Annotated in this window: 17 protein-coding genes; all 17 read right to left on the bottom strand. The window is 39.7% G+C overall.

The window, feature by feature from the left end:
* Nucleotides 1–8: 8 nt before the first annotated feature.
* Nucleotides 9–758, bottom strand: a complete 750-nt coding sequence (locus NSQ79_RS01070; RefSeq protein ID WP_002886457.1) for an isoprenyl transferase — start codon at nt 756–758, stop codon at nt 9–11.
* Between the two features lie 128 nt (nt 759–886).
* Nucleotides 887–1,216 carry a preprotein translocase subunit YajC gene (locus NSQ79_RS01065; protein ID WP_014633649.1) on the bottom strand — a complete coding sequence of 110 codons (330 nt, stop codon included), beginning with the start codon at nt 1,214–1,216 and terminating at the stop codon, nt 887–889.
* 125 nt (nt 1,217–1,341) lie between these two features.
* Nucleotides 1,342–2,058: a YebC/PmpR family DNA-binding transcriptional regulator gene (locus NSQ79_RS01060; RefSeq protein ID WP_014633650.1), complete on the bottom strand. Its 717-nt coding sequence runs from the start codon at nt 2,056–2,058 to the stop codon at nt 1,342–1,344.
* Nucleotides 2,059–2,214: 156 nt separating this feature from the next.
* A complete protein-coding gene (locus NSQ79_RS01055) occupies nt 2,215–3,792 on the bottom strand; it encodes an ABC transporter ATP-binding protein (protein ID WP_014633651.1) in 1,578 nt (525 codons plus the stop codon).
* Between the two features lie 153 nt (nt 3,793–3,945).
* On the bottom strand, nt 3,946–4,818 hold the full coding sequence (locus tag NSQ79_RS01050; protein WP_014633652.1) for an Rgg/GadR/MutR family transcriptional regulator: 873 nt from the start codon (nt 4,816–4,818) through the stop codon (nt 3,946–3,948).
* A 192-nt stretch (nt 4,819–5,010) separates the two neighbouring features.
* Nucleotides 5,011–6,360, bottom strand: coding sequence for a glucose-6-phosphate isomerase (locus NSQ79_RS01045; protein WP_002883580.1), 1,350 nt, complete (start codon nt 6,358–6,360; stop codon nt 5,011–5,013).
* Between the two features lie 103 nt (nt 6,361–6,463).
* Nucleotides 6,464–7,279: an endonuclease/exonuclease/phosphatase family protein gene (locus tag NSQ79_RS01040; RefSeq protein WP_002886451.1), complete on the bottom strand. Its 816-nt coding sequence runs from the start codon at nt 7,277–7,279 to the stop codon at nt 6,464–6,466.
* A 97-nt stretch (nt 7,280–7,376) separates the two neighbouring features.
* Nucleotides 7,377–9,563, bottom strand: coding sequence for a PTS transporter subunit IIBC (locus tag NSQ79_RS01035; protein ID WP_014633653.1), 2,187 nt, complete (start codon nt 9,561–9,563; stop codon nt 7,377–7,379).
* 180 nt (nt 9,564–9,743) lie between these two features.
* Nucleotides 9,744–10,763 carry an IS30-like element IS1139 family transposase gene (locus tag NSQ79_RS01030; RefSeq protein WP_171021848.1) on the bottom strand — a complete coding sequence of 340 codons (1,020 nt, stop codon included), beginning with the start codon at nt 10,761–10,763 and terminating at the stop codon, nt 9,744–9,746.
* Nucleotides 10,764–10,892: 129 nt separating this feature from the next.
* Entirely contained in the window at nt 10,893–11,831 is a 939-nt protein-coding gene (locus tag NSQ79_RS01025; RefSeq protein WP_045769216.1) for an AEC family transporter, read from the bottom strand.
* Between the two features lie 162 nt (nt 11,832–11,993).
* Nucleotides 11,994–12,806: a metal ABC transporter permease gene (locus NSQ79_RS01020; protein WP_045769215.1), complete on the bottom strand. Its 813-nt coding sequence runs from the start codon at nt 12,804–12,806 to the stop codon at nt 11,994–11,996.
* Nucleotides 12,799–13,506: a metal ABC transporter ATP-binding protein gene (locus tag NSQ79_RS01015; RefSeq protein WP_002883613.1), complete on the bottom strand. Its 708-nt coding sequence runs from the start codon at nt 13,504–13,506 to the stop codon at nt 12,799–12,801. The genes NSQ79_RS01020 and NSQ79_RS01015 overlap by 8 nt, the downstream gene beginning before the upstream one ends.
* 1 nt (nt 13,507) lies before the next feature.
* On the bottom strand, nt 13,508–13,951 hold the full coding sequence (locus NSQ79_RS01010; RefSeq protein ID WP_045771699.1) for a zinc-dependent MarR family transcriptional regulator: 444 nt from the start codon (nt 13,949–13,951) through the stop codon (nt 13,508–13,510).
* A gap of 163 nt (nt 13,952–14,114) precedes the next feature.
* Entirely contained in the window at nt 14,115–15,092 is a 978-nt protein-coding gene (dusB, locus tag NSQ79_RS01005) for a tRNA dihydrouridine synthase DusB (protein ID WP_002883588.1), read from the bottom strand.
* Complete coding sequence (gene hslO, locus NSQ79_RS01000) at nt 15,085–15,951, bottom strand: Hsp33 family molecular chaperone HslO (RefSeq protein ID WP_045769213.1); 867 nt, start codon at nt 15,949–15,951, stop codon at nt 15,085–15,087. The genes dusB and hslO overlap by 8 nt, the downstream gene beginning before the upstream one ends.
* Nucleotides 15,952–16,030: 79 nt before the next feature.
* A complete protein-coding gene (locus NSQ79_RS00995; protein WP_002883594.1) occupies nt 16,031–16,390 on the bottom strand; it encodes a hypothetical protein in 360 nt (119 codons plus the stop codon).
* 126 nt (nt 16,391–16,516) lie between these two features.
* Entirely contained in the window at nt 16,517–17,446 is a 930-nt protein-coding gene (locus NSQ79_RS00990) for an ATP-binding cassette domain-containing protein (RefSeq protein WP_045771698.1), read from the bottom strand.
* Nucleotide 17,447: the final 1 nt, after the last annotated feature.

Genomic DNA, 17,447 nt, shown 5'->3' with positions numbered 1-17,447 from the left:
GGTCCTTTCTAGACACCACCGAAGCGACGGTGACGTTTATTGTAGTCAGAGATGGCTTGACGTAGTCCTTGCTGGTCAAAATCTGGCCAGAAAACATCTGTGAAGTAAAACTCACTGTAGGCAGATTGCCAAGGCAAGAAGTTACTAAGACGAAGCTCGCCACTCGTACGGATAATCAAATCTGGATCACGGTAGAGGTAAGGCAATTTATCTGTCATCAAATGCTTAGCAATGAGATCTTCATCAATAGCTTCAGGACTGAGTTTGCCTGCTTCAACCTCTTTAGCAATCGCTTGAACTGCAGATACAATCTCCGCACGACCACCATAGTTCAGTGCAAAGTTGAGAACCAAACCGGAATTATGTTTTGTCTGCTCAACTGCCTTTTCAAGAGCATCTAAGGTTTCCTTAGGCAGACGACTGTTATCTCCGATTGTCAAAATACGAACATTGTTTTTGTCTAATTCTGGTACATATTTGTTAAAGAATTCAACTGGCAAATTCATGATGAATTTCACTTCATCTTGTGGGCGTGACCAGTTTTCAGTTGAGAAGGCATAAACTGTTAATACCTTAACTCCAAGTTGTGATGCTTCGATAGTTACCTTTTGCAAGGCATCCATCCCAGCCTTATGCCCCATCACACGTGGTTGTAGACGTTTTTTAGCCCAACGGCCATTTCCATCCATAATAATACCGATATGGTTGGGAATATTGTCTAGAACCTCTTGATGAGATTTTTTTCTAAATTTAAACATGGAATATCCTCTAAATATAGTTTACCCTTTATTTTACCACATTTTCAGGGGTTCTGAACAGCTTTTAATACCGATAAGATTAGAAAACGCAAAAAGACCAGGATTTAACCTAGTCTCAAATACATATCTTACTTTTCATCAGCAGACTCAATTGCTGAATCTTCTTCGATAATTGTCTTTTTAGTTGTTTCTGTAGTTGGTGCTGGTGTGATCACTTTCATGATTGAACGACTCAAATCAAATGTCAAGAAGACACCTTCTGCATCCAAAACAATACGGTTATTTTCTTTGTCAATCTCATCGACAATAGCAATCAAACCACCGATTGTTTCAACCTCAGCACCCTTAGCAAGACCTGCAAAACGATCTTCCTGTGCCTTTGCTTGGCGACGACGGCTGAAAGCCACATAAGCAACAATTGCGACCACATAAATGGCCAAAACTAGCATCATATTCATATTTCGTATTCCTCCAATAATTCACTTGGCTACTACTATATCAGATTAAGGCAGGACAAGCAAGACAAATCCTTAGACAGACCACATAAAAACACTTTCCTTATGACGGAAAGTGCTGAATGAGATTACATATCTGCTACGTTGTGATATACCTTTTGAACATCATCGTCTGCTTCAAGCGCATCAATAAGTCCTTCGAAAACTTCAAGGTCTTCACCTTCAAGAGTAACCTCAGTTTGTGGAATCATTTCAAGTTCAGTTACTTGGAACTCTTCTTGTCCGTTAGCACGGAGAGCTTCCAAAGCTTTGTGAAGAGCTGTTGGCTCAGTATAAACAGTGATAGTACCATCTTCTGCTTCCACATCTTCAACTTCTACATCTGCTTCAAGCAATTGTTCAAAGATAGCATCTGCATCTTCACCTGCAAATACGATAACACCTTTTTTATCAAACATGTATGAAACAGAACCTGAAGCACCCATGTTACCACCGTTTTTACCAAAGGCAGTACGTACGTTAGCAGCTGTACGGTTAACGTTTGAAGTCAAAGTATCTACGATAATCATAGAACCATTTGGTCCAAAACCTTCATAACGTCCTTCAACGAAAGTTTCATCAGTGTTACCTTTAGCCTTATCAATGGCCTTATCAATAACGTGTTTTGGCACTTGCGCTTGTTTAGCACGCTCCAAAACAAATTTCAAAGCTGAATTTGATTCTGGATCTGGTTCACCTTGTTTAGCAGCCACATAAATTTCGACACCAAACTTAGCGTAAACCTTAGAGTTTGCACCATCTTTAGCAGTTTTCTTAGCAACGATATTAGCCCATTTACGTCCCATGGGATTCACCTCTTCTAAGAGATTTGTATCTCTGATTTGTTTTTTCTTTTTTTGAAAATAGCAAAGCTTGCTAAATTCACAATCCCTTACATTATAGCACTTTGACTGCCGTTAGTAAAATTGAAATAAATCCTAAACATTTATCATATGAAACATTTACTCAGTGGCCTCTCCCAAACGAATAATCTTATCAAAATATGCTTCATTTTCCTTTATAAGATGGTGGGTAACCGTGATATAAGTGATATTGGGATTGCTTAATAATAGGTGCTCAATACGAGTAGCGTTATTATGGTCAAGATTGGCAGTTGCTTCATCAAAAATCACAACAGAACTTCCTTTTAAAAACGCTCTTATCAGGCCTATTCTTTGTTTTTGACCCTCCGAAAAGCTACCGTCGCTTACTTGCTCATCTATACGGTTTAAGAAAGATAAAAGATTAACTCTTTCAAGAACTTTCTTGATTTGTGTATCAGTAATAGCTTCATTCCAAAGGGTTAAATTGTTCCTCAAGGTATCATTATAGATATGAGTTTGACTCCCAACATAGGCACATTCAGACACGATTGAGTTCTCATCAATCTCTTTTGACTCCAATTTTCCAAACAAGATTTTTCCCTCGTAATCTTTAAGATTGCCTAGGAATATATTAAGCAGGGTTGACTTCCCACTACCTGAGCATCCAGTAATAGCATACTTGCCTCCTTTTTTAAAGGTTTGGGTGAATCCCTCAAAAATAGCCTTATCTCCAAAATGATAACTTACATTCTCAAAACGAACATCCTGAATAGTCGCTATGCAAGTCTTTGGACCCTCTGGAAAATCGTGAAATTTTTTTAAGATAGGATCGACAGACTTAATGGTCACTTGCAGCTGATTAATAGTGGATAGAGAGTTAAAAATATTACCTGATATCTGTCCTACCGAGGCAATGGTTCCAACAGTAATATTTCCAAAAATAATTAACAAACCAGTTAGAAGAAGTATCAACATCTGGGCGATAACTGAAAATAAAGCCATCAGTGTCTCAGTGCTAGTCTTTCTTTTTGTAAAAATAATTTTTTGTACAATATATTTCTCAACAATGGACCTCACTTGTCTAAGAAATATCTGTTTACGACTAGCGTAATAAACATCCGCATATCCATATAACTGATCGCTTATTCCAGAAACAAGCTCCTCATTCGCTTTGGAAAATATCTCCATTGATTTCTGCATTTTATTGGTAAATGGTTTGGGAAGATAAGTCAGACATAAAGTTAAAAAAATGGCTAACAGAACAATTCTTACATCATAACTTAATAAGGCAATAATTGAAAACAAAGTTGTGAATACTGTTGAACAAAGGGTATAAATACTTGTAAAGCCATTTGATTCAATCAATTGGATATCATTATTTAATACTGAGAGATGCTCTCCAATATCAGTCTTTCTGAATTCACTAAAAGAATGGTGAATAATTTTACTAAGATAAGACTGACGAATAGACAAAGTCATTTTTTGGATTAATTTTGTTTGATGTACAGCAATAATGTAATTCAAAACTAAATAAATAACGTAAAGCCCCACCTCTAGACCTAATAGAGCTAAAAAAGATTGGATTCGCTTCGATACCAGCTGATTCGTCATTAAAGCTAAGGTTACCGAGGCACTTACAAAAATAGCAGCATTCAGTGCTAACAGTAAGATATGAACTAAATTGTCATACTTGTATTTAAGAATATAGGTTCTCATAGATTTCCTCACAATCTAAATCACCTTGGTATATAATCAGTTGGATAAATTGAAGACATTGGAATACCATATATCCATTGAAAATTAAAAACCATAGTGATGTCATACTATGGTCTTAGTTTATTCTATTTTTTAACTCACTCTATAAAATTGTCATATAGTGGAATTTAACAACTCTTGATACTCTGATTCCTTAGCAAGCAATAACTTTTCCGCACCTAAAGTCCTAAGAGTTTCTAAGCACCCCTCAATTAGATTTCTCCCTTCAGCAACTTCGCCCGACTTTATCAAGTAAGACCCCATCACAAATATCAACTCATGTCTTTCATATAAGAGGACCTCAGGAATTCCACTATCATTGACTAAATCTAAATAGTATTTCGCTGAATCTAGTTCATCACGTCGTAAAAATTCATAAGCTGCATTAATAAGAAGACTAATTCGGATTCTTTGATTTGAGTCGCTATTTCCAAAAAGTCTAGTTTTATACACAATCTCCTTGGTCAAAACATTAAGTGTCTGGGTGGAAATAAACGACATACTATTTCCTAATATGATTAACTCTCTTTTTCCCCATTGTTCAATGCTAAAAAGATAGTCTGTTAATTCCCTTACCTTATTTTCATCAACCTCTTTATTTGAAACACTTGCCAAAAAAGATTCTAGCATAATACTGTTATAGAGAAATGATTTGTCTTGTGTAACCTCAAATTTACGACGCTCTTCTCCAGCGTACTTCTGTAACGATAAACTATCGTTTTGATAATAAGCCTTACTAGCACTTTCTAATAACTTTTCAGTATGAGTTGGATTATCTTGAGATAAAATACCATAGAACTCTTCAATACTGACATCCAATTTATCTAACAAAAGAAAAAATCTAGATAATGAGATATCAGATTCTCCACGTTCAAATTTTGATAGGAAAGATACTGATAAATAATCACTAGCAAGCTCTTTCAATGTCAAATTCTTTGATAAACGAATTTTTTTCAACAAAGCACCCATTTCCACAGGTCCAATCATGATTCATCCTCCTATGCTTGAACTAATTATAACAACAATCATTTCTAAATTAAAGAGCCACAAAACCCAACTAGCCAGTCCAAAATATTTAAAATAAAAATTCGTAAATTAACCTACAAGAAATCATTAATGGAGAGTTTTAGCCTACAAATGAATAAAAAAAGACCAGCCAAAGCTGATCTTATCTGAGAATTACAAGCGAGCGTTAAGTTCTGCTCCAAGTTCTTCAAATCCTGGTTTACCAAGAAGAGCGAACATGTTTTTCTTGTATGCTTCTACACCTGGTTGGTCGAATGGGTTGATAGCATTCAAGTAACCTGAAAGGGCGATAGCAATTTCAAAGAAGTAGATGATGTAACCCAATGTAAAGGCATCTTGTTCAGGAAGAGTGATGAACATGTTTGGCACATCACCATCTGTGTGAGCAAGAAGAACACCGTCTGTTGCTTTTTTGTTAACAAAGTCAACATCTTTACCTTGGAGGTAACCAAGTCCATCAAGATCTTCTTCCAATTCAGGGATAATCACGTTCTTACGTGGTTTTTCCACACGAACAACTGTCTCAAAGAGGTTACGTGTACCTTCTTGGATAAATTGTCCAAGAGAGTGCAAGTCTGTTGAGAAGTTTGCTGATGTTGGGTAGATACCTCTTTGGTCTTTACCTTCAGATTCACCAGCCAATTGTTTCCACCATTCTGAGAAGTATTGAAGTGATGGTTCGTAGTTAGCCAAGATTTCAGTTGTGTAACCTTTACGGTAAAGGATGTTACGAAGTGCAGCGTATTGGTAAGCTTCGTTTTCAGAGATTTTAGATGAAGAATACTCTTTACGTGCAGCGTTAGCACCTTCCATAAGGGCTTTGATATCAGCACCTGAAGCTGCAATTGGCAAGAGACCTACAGCTGTCAATACTGAGAAACGTCCACCGATGTCATCTGGAACAACGAAAGTTTCCCAACCATTAGCATCTGCTTCAACTTTAACTGCACCTTTTTGGCGGTCAGTTGTTGCGTAGATACGTTTGTTTGCTTCCTCTTGACCGTATTTCTTAACAAGGAGTTCCTTGAAAACACGGAAAGCGATAGCTGGTTCAGTTGTTGTACCTGATTTAGAGATAACGTTAACTGAGAAGTCTTTATCTTCAACATACTCAAGCAAGTCTGCAAGATAAGTTGATGAAATTGAGTTACCAGCGTAAACAATTTGTGGAGCTTTGCGTTCTTCTTTTGTTTGAAGGTTAGCAAAGTGATGATTCAAGAAGTCAATGGCTGCTTTGGCACCAAGGTAAGAACCACCGATACCGATAACAACCAAAACATCGCTTTCTTCTTTGATTTTTTCAGCAGCTTTCAAGATACGATCAAATTCTTCACGATCGTAGTTTTCTGGAAGGTCACGCCATCCAAGGAAGTCTGCCCCTGGGCCAGTTCCTTTGCGAATCATTTCGTCTGCTACTGTTACTTGTGCTTGAAGGTTGTCCACTTCGTGTGGTGCTACAAATTTATCCAAAACTTTTGAATAATCAAATGTAATATGAGCCATTAGTCTCTCCTTATAAAAATTCAATTATAGCTTCTAGTTTACTCTTTTATTTGTCTTTTGACAATGTTTTTTACCCTTATTAGGTCATAATAGGATACAGTTTCTACTTAAATGTTAATTCTGCTTCAAGACCGTAGTGGTCGCTTACCAAAGGTTGATTGTTGCCATCAAAAATCACGCTAAGGCGCTCTACTGTCCAATCTTGGCTAGCAAAGACATAATCGATACGTAAAGGCTCTTCATTGCCCTTCCAACCATCGATACCTGGTCCAACTGTATAGCTACCAGTTGTTTCTTTAGCTACTTCAAAACTATCTTGAAGATTGAGTGAGCTAGCCAAAATGGCTTGATGCCCTTCGCGACCTGCTGGGTTGTTAAAGTCACCTGCTAGGATGAGCGGTTTCCCAATAGCTTTGAAACGTTCCTCAATACGTGCCCACTCTTCTTGGAAACCTTTGTCCCACCATGAAAGGTGAACACTAGCAACAGCAACTTCTCGGCCATCTACAGTAGTTTCAGCAACTGCTACACGGCGTGTATGGTAGTCAGTTGGATCATCAACATCTGAAACCAAGATTTCGCTAGCTGTCAATGGTTGACGTGACAAGACGGCAACCCCCTCATTAAGGTGATCATAACCAATGTGATTATAGGCCCAAGTCCAATGGTATTGAAGCCCTTCTTCAGCTAACTTTTCCACAAGAAGACGGACAAAGTGATCTTGGTGGATTGGTGTTGCTGATGGAAGTGCATGATAGTAAGCATCCGTGTCCACAACAGAAGTCTCTATTTCTTGGTTAACTTCCTGGAAGCAAATAATATCATACTGAGCCTTTAGGATCTGTTCCTTTAAGGTTTGGAATTTTCCTTCTGCATCTTCTTCCATCCAACTGTGAGTATTTAAAGTTAGAAATTTCATAAGTTTATCCCTCTTCTGACTTGCATCTAGAAATGACATAGGGTCATTTACAAACAAAACAGCCCAAGGGCTGTCTGCTTGTTTATCGTTTAGCAAATTAAAGTTCTACTTTTGCAACTGGAGCGTTAGCAGCCAATTTACCTGTATGTTCTACTTTAACTGATTTGATTGCATCTGCATTTGTAAAGACAACAACTGTAGATGTTTCACGACCTGCTTCACGGATAGCATCAAGGTTTGCTTCAACCAAGAGATCACCTGCAGCAACTGTTTGACCTTCAGTAACTTTAACGTCGAATGGTTTACCTTCAAGACTAACAGTGTCAAGTCCGATGTGAACCAAAACTTCAAGACCATTGTCTGTTACCAAACCAAGAGCGTGTTTAGTTGGGAAGATGCTTGTCACTTTACCAGCTACTGGTGAAACGATTTTACCGTTTTCTGGTTCTACAGCGAAGCCGTCACCCATCATTTTTTGTGAGAATACTGGGTCTTTAACATCTTCGATGTTGATAACTTGACCATCAGCAACTGAATGCACTTCATCAGTCACACCTTTGAAGTTAGCTTCTGCTTTTTGAACAGCAGTCATTTGACTTGGAAGTGTTTCAGGAATAACTTCACCTGAATCAAGAACGTCTTGGATATCAGATTTCAATACGTCTGCTTTAGGACCATAGATAGCTTGAACCCCTTGTCCTTTCATGACAAGACCCATAGCTCCTTCAGCTTTCCATTGTTCTTCAGTTCCGACTTTTTCAGCGTCTTTAACAGTAACACGGAGACGAGTCATACATGCGTCAACATCGACGATGTTAGCACGTCCACCAAGAAGGTTGATGATGTTGATAACTTGTGAGCTTGCTGAGCTTGTTCCAGCACTTGCTGATCCAGCAGATTCTGATGAAGAATCTTCACCTTGCTCATAGTTACCGTTACGTCCTGGTGTAGCGTAGTCAAATTTCTTAATCATGAAGTTTGCGATGAAGAACATGATAACACCAAAGAGTACAGTTACCCAAATGAAGTTAACGATATCCATCGCCAAACCAGCGTTAATAGCAAGTGGTGTACGTGTCAAGAACTCGATAGAACCGAATGAGTGAACACGAAGGTGAACGATATCAGCCATGGCAAAGGCACATCCTTGCACCAAAGCATAAATGATGTAAAGTGGAGTAGCCACGAACATGAACATGTACTCGATTGGCTCTGTTACCCCTGTCAAGAATGTTGCAAGTGCAGTTGCAGTCAACATCCCTTTGTATTGATGTTTCTTATCATCATCAACGTTACGGTAGATAGCTACCACCATACCCATCAAGATACCAAATGAACCAATCATTTGACCAACTTTAAAGCGGGCTGGTGTAACAGATTCAAGAAGGTGTTTGTATTGTTCTGGGTGTGCACCTTTAAGGTTTGCAAGGTCAGTAACCCAGGCAAGCCAGAGTGGGTCTTGACCCAATACTTCAGTACCTTTAGCGGCACCAGTCAATACGTGGTAAGTACCACCCAATTGAGTGTAGTTAATTGGGATAGTCAACATGTGGTGGAGACCAAATGGCAAGAGAAGACGTTCCAAAGTACCGAACAAGAACGGTGCCAAGATTGGAGCAGTTTCTTTTGAGTTGGCAATCCACATACCGAAGCCGTTGATTCCTGATTGGATAACTGGCCATACGATAGCAAGGACGATAGCTGCGATAGCTGAACGAAGAATAACTACGAATGGTACGAAGCGTTTACCATTGAAGAATGACAAAGCTTCTGGCAATTTACGGAAGTTATAGTATTTGTTGAAGGCAGTAGCTCCGATGAAACCAGAGATGATACCTACGAACACACCCATGTTGAGGGCTGGAGCTTCCATAACACTGATGAAGTAATCAGATACCTTGATTGATTGACCAAAAATGGTGTGGACTGTAGCAGCCTTATCAGCAAGAATATCTGAAGTAACACCAAAGATTGAACCAGTCAAACGGTTAATCAAGATAAAGGCAAGACCTGCCGCAAAGGCACCGCCTGCACGTTCCTTAGCCCAGCTACCACCAATGGCAAGGGCGAACAAGATGTGAAGGTTACCAATAACCCCCCAACCAATCTGCTCAAGAAATCCACCAGTAATAACGAGTGGTGCCACGTTTGGATTAATCATGGCAACTGTTTTACCGAGTGAGATCATGAGACCTGCTGCTGGCATAACTGCGATAACAACCATGAGGGCTTTACCGAATTTTTGCCAGAACTCAAAGCCAAATTTTTCTTTTAGCTTATTCATTTCATTTCCTCCTACGTTTCGATGCAAACGCTTGCATAACTTATGTAATTATTATAGCATCTTTTTACGATTTGTAAAGCGTTTTCGTAAACTTTTTTTGAATTTTTTTACAAATTTAAAAACCCCCTAATTGTCAAGTCAAGTGCAACAAAGATGTTCCTCTGATTAAGTGAGTATCTTTCAAGCTGTTTGAGTTAGCTCAAACAGCTTTTTTGCGGACTGATAGCCATGAATTCGTCTAGGTCTTTCATTGATAGCCTTTGTATAGTCCTCTAAAAGATTCTGATTTAGTTCTTTTAACGAACACCCCTTCGGAATGAACTCTCTTAGTAGTCCATTGAAATTCTCATTTGTACCTCGTTCATAAGATGAATAGGCATGTGCAAAATAAACATCTAATCCCTCTATCTTACTCAATGATGAAAATTCGTTTCCATTATCTGCAGTTATGGACTTAATGGGATAAAGTTTCATACACTCTAAGACTGCTTGATTGACATACTCTGCTTTCTTTTCCACGAGTTTCTTTGTGACAGCATAGCGTGTTTGTCGTTCTACCAAGGTTAGAATAGAAGGTTCTCCTATTGTCTTTCCACCCAGAACAGAATCGATTTCCCAATCTCCAAAACGGGAACGATTATTGATTTCTTCTGGCCTTTCTTCAATTGACTTTCCTAGATGTTTCTTGGTAGAGGGGCGCTTGGTAAATTTCTTACGGATCCGCACTGCTCTTGGCAAATCAATGACCTTAATCTCTAACAATCCTTGATGGATATAGTTATAGAGCGTCTTGGTTGAAGGAACAACTGCATCTACATGTTGGAGTCTATAGGTATGAACAAAGGTATCCACGCTATGCACCCTTGGTTTCTCTCTCATTGCTTCTGTAAATGCTCTCAGAAAGTCATCCGATACGGAATCCAGTTTCAAATAATAGCTGGCTTCTCTAGCATGACGATAACGGTTATGAGCAGCATCTGCATAATAGTGTTGGTAATAGACCTTTTGCCCATTTACTTTTTTCACTTGTGTTATGGAACCACGATTAATTTCACGAGTAATAGTAGAGCGATTTCTCCCTAGTCTACGAGCAATCTCAGCAGGTTTGAGTCCTACGCTTAAATAAGCTTCAATTTCCCCTCGCTCAGCTTCAGATAAGTGCTTGTATGATTGATTTGTGGTAGAATAATTAGTGGACATGTTCATCTTCCTTTATACTGTTTTTCGCAACTCTAGTATATCAGATGAACATGTCTTTTGTGTTGCACTTCATTTTACAATAGGGCAAATTTAAAAACCCCCAGAAAAACAGGGGTTACTTGATTATTTTTAAGCCATAAGAACCATCAAAATTGGGATAACAACCATGGTTGCAAGGGTAGTCTCAGTAACCATAACAGCCGCGTAATCACTATCAGCTCCATAGAGTTTAGCAACTACTGGAGCATTGGTCATGACAGGCATGGCAGACTGGATGATAAAAACTTGTTTCATCAAAGTTGGGAGAGGTGCCCAGTAAACAATGGCAGCCATCAAAAGAGGAGCAACTACAAAGCGTCCCAACAAAATCAATAACTGATCCTTTTTAAGAACCAACTGCTTCACACCTGCATTGGATACCGACAAACCGATGAAAATCATAGATAAAGGAGTCGTCAAACTACCCAAATACTGCAAGTCACTGGCTAAAAAAGTTGGTAATTTAATATGAAGGATAACAATAATAAGACCTAACATGAAACCCATTAGAGGGGGTGAGAAAATCTTTTTTAGACTTGTTTTTAAATCAAATTCTGCCTCTCCTTCCCCATCTCGCTGAATAAGGTAAGTTCCCAAGGTCCAGAAAAAGGTCGTATTGCACATATAATAGATAAGGACATAGGGAATACTAGTATCGCCAAAGAGGGCTTGATTGATAGGGAGCCCCACAAAAATGGTGTTCGAATTAAAAAACATGGAAATAAAGAGACCACGACGCTCCTTTTTTACTGCAAAAATGCCAGCCACCGCTGTCGCAATCCCAAGCAAAATCACCATGGATAGTGCAGGAAAGCGCAATTCTGGTAACATCTTGAGCAGGTCTGTCGCTGTGAAACGCTGTGTGATCGTATAGAGCATGTAACAAGGCAAGGCAATTTGAGTGACTAGCTTAGCTATAAGACCACGTGATTTGTCGTCAAACCAGCCTTTTTCGCCCATAACGAAGCCCACTAAAATCATACCCAAGATGACTAGTATTCCCGATATACTCGTTAAAAAGATTTCCATGTTTTCTCCTTTTTCGTTACTGTTACAAATGATAGTGAACACCAGAAAAATCTAATCATTTTTCTGCCTAGAAATCTACCATTCTTATTTCAACTTCTCTCAAAAACCACTTTAGTATATCACAAAAAGAGCTTGATTTCTCAAGCACTTTTCTTCTATTATTTATTCCGCTTTTAAGAGAGGTTCAAAGATGGATACCAGAGCAAAGAAGGCGATGAAGATAAGGGTAATGGTTGCACTAGCTGGTGTTTCCCAATAATAGGAAATAAAGATACCAGAAAGCATGCCAACCAAACCAATACCAATAGCCCAGAAAATGACAGATTTAAAGGTTTGACCTATTTTCATACCAATAGCTGCAGGAAGAATCATGATAGTAGAAACCAAAAGTGATCCTGCTGCTGGAATCATCAAAGCAATCGCTATCCCTGTCACAATATTGAAGAGGAGGGACATGAGACGAACTGGCAAGCCATCCACATGAGCGGTATCCTCGTCAAAGGTCAAAAGATACATAGGACGAATAAAGAGTAGGGTCAAGACCAATACAATAGCCGCAATAACAAAGAGGGCACGCACCTGCTCAGAGCTAATCGTGATGATAGAACCAAAAAGATAGCTATCCAGACTCATGCTACTGCTACCCGCCTTGTTACTAAGAATAAGAGCCACTGCCAATCCCATTGACATAAGGATAGCCGTTGAAATCTCCATATAATGCTTGTAACTAACCCGGAGATATTCTAAAACCAAAGCAGCGATAACCACAACCACAAGGGTCATCCAAGTGGTTGATTGTCCCAAGAAAATCCCAACAGCCACCCCAGCTAGGGACACGTGACTCAAGGTATCGCTCATCAGACTTTGACGACGAAGAATTAAGAAAAGCCCCAAAATTGGCGAGAAGATGCTGATAGCAATCACGGCGAGAATAGCACGTTGCATAAAATCATAGGCTAATAATTCACTAATCATGTTTGTGCTCCTCTCCATCCTTTTCATGGACATTGAAACAACGCCAAGGCAATTTCTGGTTACGAACCAGATGAATATTACGGTCTGTGTACTCCTTGACTTCCTCTGGGTCGTGGGTAATCATCAAGACAGACTTGCCATGCTTGTGAGCCGAATGGTGCATGAGTTCATAGAAAGTATTGGCTGTTCCTGCATCCATACCCGTCGTTGGCTCATCCAAAACAAAAATATCTGGATCCGAGGCAAAAATACGAGCAATAACAGCACGTTGCTTTTGCCCACCTGAGAGACGTCCAATTTGCTTGTGACGATTTTCCCACATACCTACAGACTCAAGGGCACGTTGAACGTGCTCCAAGTCGTGCTTAGTCAAACGACGGAACCAGCCCTGACGAGGATAACGACCAGACTTAACAAACTCGTAGACCGTGCTTGGAAAACCTGCATTAAAGCTGGCAATCTGCTGTGGAAGATAGGCCATGCGAAGTTTTTTACCATCTTTATTGGTTTCAGAGATGGTTACAGTTCCCTTCTTAGGCTTGAGAATTCCTAGGGTAGCCTTAATAAGCGTTGACTTGGCAGCTCCATTCTCCCCAGTTAGGGTTACAAACTCCCCAGAATCCAAATGATAATGAATATTGTCCAGAACAGGCTCCGCATCATACTGGAAGCTCAGTCCTTCAACTGTAATATAGCGCATCTTATTCCTCGATTTTTTCTGCTAATTTTGTCAAGAAACGTCCAATCACCTGACGCTCTTGATTATCGAACTGATCCAATACAGACCGATAGACCCCCAAGGTCTCTTGGTGGTGTTCCTCATGCTCTTGGGCTATGGGTTGAGCTTCTTGTGTCAAGACAAAGTAGGTCACGCGCCCATCATCCTTGTCTTTCTTAGCCTCCAACATGCCCTCTTTGACCAAGGTTTTTACTGCCTTGGTAACAGCAGCCTGGCTGACATTGAGGGTCTTAGCCAACTCAGAATTGGTCTTTCGTCCCTCAGACAAAAGCATGAGAATATGCTCCTGAGTATTGGTCAACTTAACCTGACTACGGCACTGACCAATGAGGAGCTCATGCTGATTTTCAGACTTGAGCACGATTTGATTAATCAATTGATTGACTTGTTCTTCTAGTTCTAGCATTGCTTTCTCCATTTACTTAACCAGTTAATTATATCGAAAACACTGAGATTTTGCAAGGGTGGAGCAAGAAAAAGATTGGTGATGGGCTATCATCACTATCAAGGAAGAATAAAGGTAAAATAAAAACCTAACCAAGCTGGTTAAGTTTTCATCAGATATAGATTTATCGCAAAGTTGCAAAGATTTCTTCGACCTGAGCCACAGACTCGGCACGTGAGACTTCGCCACGAACCTTGGCTGCTCCCGCTGTTCCACGAAGATAGTGTGGCGCAAGACCACGGAATTCACGGACGGCAATCTTCTCACCTTTAAGGTCTACCAAGCGTTTGAGGTGGTCTTCAGCGATGTCCAATTTCTTATCAAATGGAAGCTCTGGCAACTCCTCTCCTGTTTCGAAGAAGTGGTTGATTTGCGTGAAAATGTAAGGATTGTTCATAGCTGCACGACCCACCATAACAGCATCTACACCAAGTTCCTCAATCATAAGTTTAGCATCTTGAACGCTACGAACATCACCATTCCCGATAAATGGAATCTTAGTGATAGCCTTAGCAACACGGGCCAAAGTCTCATGATCACAGTGACCTGTGTACATTTGCTCACGAGTACGGCCGTGCATAGCAAGGGCAGAAACACCTGCAGACTCAGCTGCAAGGGCATTTTCTACAGCCAAGTCACTGTCTGACCAACCTGTACGCATCTTAACAGTCAAAGGAATATCAAGTACTGACGTTACTTCCTTGACGATGTGGTAAATCTTGTCTGGATCCTTGAGCCACTTGGCACCCGCTTCATTTTTAACGACCTTATTGACTGGACAACCCATGTTGATATCAACAATATCAGCCTTGGTATTGGTCTGGATAAAGTCGGCTGCACGCTTCAAGCCCTCAGCATCACCACCGAAAAGCTGGATAGACATTGGATGCTCATTCTCATCGATATGAAGCATATGAAGGGTTTTCTCATTGTTATAGAGGAGCCCTTTTTCAGAGATCATCTCCATAACCACGAGACCTGCACCAAATTCCTTGGCAATGGTACGGAAAGCCGAGTTGGTCACACCTGCCATAGGAGCTAGTACTGTACGATGAGGAATCTCCACATTTCCAATCATGAAGGACGAATTAAGTTTAGTCATTGATGAGTTCCTCCAAGTCAGCTTCTGAAAACTCATACTTGGTTTGGCAGAATTGGCAGACGATTTCAGCCCCATGATCCTCGTCTTTCATGGCTTGAAGTTCATCCTTACCAAGCGTCAAGAGGGTATTTTCAAAACGTTCAAGTGAGCAATCACACTCAAAGCTAAGCTCCTCTTCAGACAAACGTTTGAAAGGTTCATCCCCATAAATGGCATTCAAGAGAGCTTCGATATGGTCATCAGACTCCAAAAGCGTTGAAATGGCTGGCATCTCTTGAATGCGTTTTTCGTAACGAGCGATTTCTTCTTCGCTAGCTCCTGGTAAAACCTGAAGCATGAAACCACCAGCAACCTTAACCTTGTCCTCTTCGTCAAGAAGTACATTAAGACCAACAGCAGATGGCGTTTGCTCAGATTCTGTCAAATAGTAGGCAAAGTCTTCACCAATTTCACCAGAAATAAGTGGTGTTGATGACGTGTAAGGATTACCAGTTCCATAATCGATGATTGAGACAAACTGTCCTTGTCCCATGAAAGGACCCACTAAAACTTCACCAGTCGCTGTTTTCTTGATATCCACACCTGGATTTTGGATGTAGCCCTTAACATGTCCTTTGGTATCAGCTACAGAGATGATATGCCCAAAAGAGCTATTTCCGATAACCTTAACCGTAATTTTGCTTTCACCTTTTTGGTTAGCAGCCAAGATTTGGTTGGCAATAAGGGTACGCCCCAAAGCAACTGTCGATGATGATAGAGTATTGTGTTTTTCTTGTGCGGTTCTAACAGTTTCTGTGCTATCAAGAACATAAGCACGGAAAGAACCTGATTCTGAAATTGTTTTAATTAATTTATCCATAGTGATTCTATTATAACACAAAAAAGAGGGTGGAAAAATCGTAAACGCTCGGCGTTTCTCTTCCACACTCTCTACCAAATTACCATGAAAATTCGGATAGTTTTTCCCTCAAACTTGCTATTTTTCTATCATCAAAATGGTGTTTTTGCCTTATTACAGGTGGTAAATTCTCCAAATACTCAATATAGACGCTGACAAGGAGATTATAGTCATTAGTTGTCAAACGTTTGAGTTGACTATGAATGAAGGTAGTTGCCTGATCATACTGTTCATGGATCAACAAGTCGTCAATGTAGTCATTGCCATCAATCGTGTGACCTTGCTCGTCCTCCACCTGACCTAAATCAATATCCAGAGTCTCAAACTTAAAAGCCTTACTGACCACATTAGCTGTTCCTCGAATTTGATTGAGTAGCCAGTCACTGTTATACACTCCCATATTAGTCCCCTCCATTACTTGCTATTCAAATCTATTATATCTTTTTAAATATAAGTTGTAAACGCTTTCTTGCTCTAGCAAATAAAAAGGAGGTGACTAAAAATCACCACCTTTTTACAGTCTAATTTAGGCTTCTTCTTTATAATTTTTAGCCTCTGCTTCTGTAGCATAAACAAAATGTCCTGGTCGGATTTCATACATTTGTCTCTTTTCCCCATCATTTTCAATAGAGGAATCATAAATCAAATGTTGACGTTTACGCTCTCTTTCTGGGTCTGGTTCTGGAATGGCAGACAATAAACTCTTTGTATAAGGATGGATCGGATTATGGTAAATCTCATCTGCTGGTCCTACCTCAAGAAGTTTACCCCAATGCATTACACCAATACGATCGGATATATATTTAACCATTGACAAGTCATGTGCAATAAACAAATAAGTTAACCCCTGTTCGTGTTGTAACTTTTGCATCAAATTAACTACTTGTGCTTGAATAGAAACATCTAAAGCAGAGATAGGTTCGTCTGCTACAATAAAATGAGGATTGACCGCTAAAGCACGCGCAATACCAATTCTTTGACGCTGACCACCAGAAAATTCATGAGGATATCTTGATAAGTGATCTTCATTTAATCCCACCAAATTAATAAGTTCTTTAACCTTGGCTTCACGTTCTTCCTTGGATTTAGCCAATTTATGAATATCAATCCCCTCAGCAATAATATCACGAATCTTCATTCGTCCATTAAGACTAGCTTGAGGATCTTGAAAAATCATCTGAGCTGTCTTACGGAAATCATGAAGGTCTTTCCCTTTTAAACTTGATATATCATTACCAGCAAAGGTAACAGTACCCGAATCAATATCATAAAGCTTTAGAATAGAACGCCCAATGGTCGTTTTACCTGAACCAGATTCTCCAACTAGGCCGAAAATTTCGCCCTCATAGATATCAAAGCTAACGTCATCAATGGCCTTAACTTCGTTTGATTTTCCTTTATTAAAAGTTAGAGACACATTTTTTAATTCTACTAACTTCTTACGTTCTTGTGTCATC

Source organism: Streptococcus sp. FSL W7-1342 (assembly GCF_037966635.1).
GTDB lineage: Bacteria > Bacillota > Bacilli > Lactobacillales > Streptococcaceae > Streptococcus > Streptococcus salivarius_D.
The sequence above is the reverse complement of the archived record's forward strand: the minus strand, read 5'-3'. Positions and strand labels throughout refer to the sequence as shown.

What these genes read in the sequence shown, in the direction of transcription:
- NSQ79_RS01050 (WP_014633652.1), bottom strand. Translation starts at nt 4,818, where the DNA reads ATGATTGGACCTGTGGAAATGGGTGCTTTGTTGAAAAAAATTCGTTTA.
- NSQ79_RS01015 (WP_002883613.1), bottom strand. Translation starts at nt 13,506, where the DNA reads ATGCGCTATATTACAGTTGAAGGACTGAGCTTCCAGTATGATGCGGAG.
- NSQ79_RS01020 (WP_045769215.1), bottom strand. Translation starts at nt 12,806, where the DNA reads ATGATTAGTGAATTATTAGCCTATGATTTTATGCAACGTGCTATTCTC.
- NSQ79_RS00995 (WP_002883594.1), bottom strand. Translation starts at nt 16,390, where the DNA reads ATGGGAGTGTATAACAGTGACTGGCTACTCAATCAAATTCGAGGAACA.
- NSQ79_RS01040 (WP_002886451.1), bottom strand. Translation starts at nt 7,279, where the DNA reads ATGAAATTTCTAACTTTAAATACTCACAGTTGGATGGAAGAAGATGCA.
- hslO (WP_045769213.1), bottom strand. Translation starts at nt 15,951, where the DNA reads ATGGATAAATTAATTAAAACAATTTCAGAATCAGGTTCTTTCCGTGCT.
- dusB (WP_002883588.1), bottom strand. Translation starts at nt 15,092, where the DNA reads ATGACTAAACTTAATTCGTCCTTCATGATTGGAAATGTGGAGATTCCT.
- NSQ79_RS01030 (WP_171021848.1), bottom strand. Translation starts at nt 10,763, where the DNA reads ATGTCCACTAATTATTCTACCACAAATCAATCATACAAGCACTTATCT.
- NSQ79_RS01060 (WP_014633650.1), bottom strand. Translation starts at nt 2,058, where the DNA reads ATGGGACGTAAATGGGCTAATATCGTTGCTAAGAAAACTGCTAAAGAT.
- NSQ79_RS01070 (WP_002886457.1), bottom strand. Translation starts at nt 758, where the DNA reads ATGTTTAAATTTAGAAAAAAATCTCATCAAGAGGTTCTAGACAATATT.
- NSQ79_RS01045 (WP_002883580.1), bottom strand. Translation starts at nt 6,360, where the DNA reads ATGGCTCATATTACATTTGATTATTCAAAAGTTTTGGATAAATTTGTA.
- NSQ79_RS00990 (WP_045771698.1), bottom strand. Translation starts at nt 17,446, where the DNA reads ATGACACAAGAACGTAAGAAGTTAGTAGAATTAAAAAATGTGTCTCTA.
- NSQ79_RS01035 (WP_014633653.1), bottom strand. Translation starts at nt 9,563, where the DNA reads ATGAATAAGCTAAAAGAAAAATTTGGCTTTGAGTTCTGGCAAAAATTC.
- NSQ79_RS01010 (WP_045771699.1), bottom strand. Translation starts at nt 13,951, where the DNA reads ATGCTAGAACTAGAAGAACAAGTCAATCAATTGATTAATCAAATCGTG.
- NSQ79_RS01025 (WP_045769216.1), bottom strand. Translation starts at nt 11,831, where the DNA reads ATGGAAATCTTTTTAACGAGTATATCGGGAATACTAGTCATCTTGGGT.
- NSQ79_RS01055 (WP_014633651.1), bottom strand. Translation starts at nt 3,792, where the DNA reads ATGAGAACCTATATTCTTAAATACAAGTATGACAATTTAGTTCATATC.
- NSQ79_RS01065 (WP_014633649.1), bottom strand. Translation starts at nt 1,216, where the DNA reads ATGAATATGATGCTAGTTTTGGCCATTTATGTGGTCGCAATTGTTGCT.